Source organism: Thiohalocapsa sp. ML1, from assembly GCF_001469165.1.
Classification (GTDB): Bacteria; Pseudomonadota; Gammaproteobacteria; order Chromatiales; family Chromatiaceae; genus Thiohalocapsa.
The window spans coordinates 1-2,269 of sequence record NZ_JABX01000109.1 but is presented as its reverse complement, the minus strand read 5'-3'; the positions used below and the strand labels follow the sequence as shown (position 1 = coordinate 2,269).

General features: G+C 64.4%; 4 protein-coding genes. 2 read left to right on the top strand and 2 right to left on the bottom strand.

What is annotated here, in order from left to right; translation table 11 throughout:
• Positions 1-382: 382 nt before the first annotated feature.
• Both ML01_RS31600 and ML01_RS31595 read right to left on the bottom strand, forming a co-directional pair.
• Positions 383-883: an Rpn family recombination-promoting nuclease/putative transposase gene (locus tag ML01_RS31600; protein WP_371258255.1), complete on the bottom strand. Its 501-nt coding sequence runs from the start codon at positions 881-883 to the stop codon at positions 383-385.
• A complete protein-coding gene (locus ML01_RS31595) occupies positions 832-1,284 on the bottom strand; it encodes a DUF2887 domain-containing protein (protein ID WP_371258254.1) in 453 nt (150 codons plus the stop codon). The genes ML01_RS31600 and ML01_RS31595 overlap by 52 nt, the downstream gene beginning before the upstream one ends.
• Before the next feature lie 442 nt (positions 1,285-1,726).
• On the opposite strand from ML01_RS31595, the gene ML01_RS26540 reads away from it, so the two are divergent.
• Together ML01_RS26540 and ML01_RS28210 are read left to right on the top strand one after the other, a co-directional pair.
• Positions 1,727-1,954, top strand: coding sequence for a DUF4160 domain-containing protein (locus ML01_RS26540; RefSeq protein WP_216819297.1), 228 nt, complete (start codon positions 1,727-1,729; stop codon positions 1,952-1,954).
• Positions 1,938-2,198 carry a DUF2442 domain-containing protein gene (locus ML01_RS28210; RefSeq protein WP_082674711.1) on the top strand — a complete coding sequence of 87 codons (261 nt, stop codon included), beginning with the start codon at positions 1,938-1,940 and terminating at the stop codon, positions 2,196-2,198. Before ML01_RS26540 ends, ML01_RS28210 begins: the two co-directional genes overlap by 17 nt.
• Positions 2,199-2,269 lie beyond the last annotated feature (71 nt).

Here is a 2,269-nt window from a genome sequence, read left to right as displayed (position 1 = left end):
AGTCGTCGCGGCTAAAGCCGCTCCCACGGGGCCTGGCTCACACACGAGCGCCGTGGGAGCGGCTTCAGCCGCGCTCTTTCTTCGCGCCCGCCGCAGTCGTCGCGGCTAAAGCCGCTCCCACGGGGCGTGGCTCACGCACGGGCGCTGTGGGAGCGGCTTTAGCCGCGCTCTTTCTTCACACTCACCGCAGTCGTCGCGGCTAAAGCCGCTCCCACGGGGCCTGGCTCACGCACGAGCGCCGTGGGAGCGGCTTTAGCCGCGCTCTTTCTTCACACTCGCCGCAGTCGTCGCGGCTAAAGCCGCTCCCACGGGGCGTGGCTCACGCACGAGCGCCGTGGGAGCGGCTTTAGCCGCGCTCTTTCTTTGGGCTCCGCAAGCAGCCTCAGTCCTGCTGCTCCGGACCGATGAGTGCTTCCAGGTGGTCGGCGTCGAGAATGCCGTCGAGCCAGGCGTCGAGCTGGGCGATGGGCGCTGCTTGGATGCGTGCGATGGCCCAGTCGGGCACGGGGCCGAAGCGGCGGGCCAGCAGCCGCCCGAGATCCTCGGCTTTGCCCTCGGCTTTGCCCTCGGTTATTCCCTCGGCTTTGCCCTCGGTTATTCCCTCGGCTTTGCCTTCCGCAAAGATGCTCTGGTAGGCGCGAGTCTCTTGAATGGGGGTCGATAGGTTCAGCATGGCCCAAATCTCCTGCGCGGTCAGACCGCGAAAGCGTTCGAAAAACCAAAATTCCAAGACCTGCGACAGCGCTTCGCGCGCTTCCTCGCCGAGCGGCGCGCGGCGGATGCCCTGCCAAAGGCTCGGGGCGCGGCGGCGTAGCTCGGCGTCGTCTTCGATCACCAGCGGCGCGAACACGGCGACATAGGGGTTGTCGGGCTCGCGCTCCAGCCACTGCGGCAGAAACCGATCCAGCGCGACGATGCACAGCGGTCGCTCACTGTCGTTGGCCCAGGCCGGCTGGTCCGGGCGGTCGCGCCGCGCAGCAGCACGCCGATGCCGAGCACTTCGCGCTCGGGAAACTGCTCGCCGTACAGGCCCATCTTGGTGAGCAGGTTATACCAGGCCTTGGCCTGCGGCTGCCCTTGGAATTCGACCACGTACGCCGGCCCGGCGTGCCCGTCGGGCTCGAGAATCCCGTCCAGACGCCGCTCCAGGCTCTTGATGGTGAGCGAGCTGAAACGGTACGCACCCGAGAGCGTGTGTCCACCGGTCAGCACCCGAAAGGCTTCGGGGCCGGCCCGGAGGAAGATGTAGATGGGGTGGTCGGTCATCATGGCATTGATCTTCAAGATTCTCGGGCAGGCGCATCATCCAGTCCAGCACGGCGAATAGATCCAGCACGCGCCGCGTCCAGCCGTGGCGGTAGAGCATTTGCACCAGCCGGCGCTTGATTCCGGAGAAGGCGTGCGCGAGCATGCCTTTCGACGAGTTGTCGTCGTCTGCGGGGGTTGCGCTCAGCGGGGTTTGCCGCGGCACGATTGTTGTGTTCCGATGCGCAGCATCGTACACCTATCCGCCGCTTCGTGCGCGGTTTCGTGCCTTCCGCTGGGGTTGGCATTGGGGCAGCGCGCGGTTGTCGCGGGGGAGGCGCGGATCTTTGTGGGAGCGGCTCACGCGCGAGACAACATCCCCGAGATGGTCCGAGTTATGATAAGGGCCGCTGTCGGCTTCCCGGCAGCATAATGCCAAGACGGCGCGCGCATGCTCAGATTGAGCTGGCAGGTTTCCAAGATGCCCAGAATCGCGTTTTTCTTCGGCATTTCTATCTATATGTACATGGACGACCATGGCGTCCCTCATTGCCACGCAATGTATGGCGATTACGCTGGCGCGTTTCGCCTTGAAGACGGCGAGCTGATGGCAGGCCAAATGCCACCGTCTCAGGCCAAGAAGATCAAGCGCTTCATTTGCGACAATCAAAGCGAATTGTTGGAGAAATGGGATGAGCTCAGCGGTTGAAACACCCTGGCCGCGGGTGGTCGAAGCCAAACCACTTGAGCATCACCGGGTGGAAGTCTCCCTCGCCAGCGGAGAACGCTGGACGATCGATCTCGAAGCCTTGATTCAGCGTCGCGATGCGTACTGGCGGCTTCGCCGGCATCGTTACTTCCGACAGGTTGGCGTGGACCCACTCGGCGCGCTCTGCTGGCCGGAAGGTGAGGATTTGGCACCGGAGAGTCTCGCCCGTTATCGGTGCGATTGAGTGGTACCGAGGCGGGAGCTTCGGCACAGCTCAGACCTGATGCTCGCGTGGGTGGTGCGTTGACCGCAGTC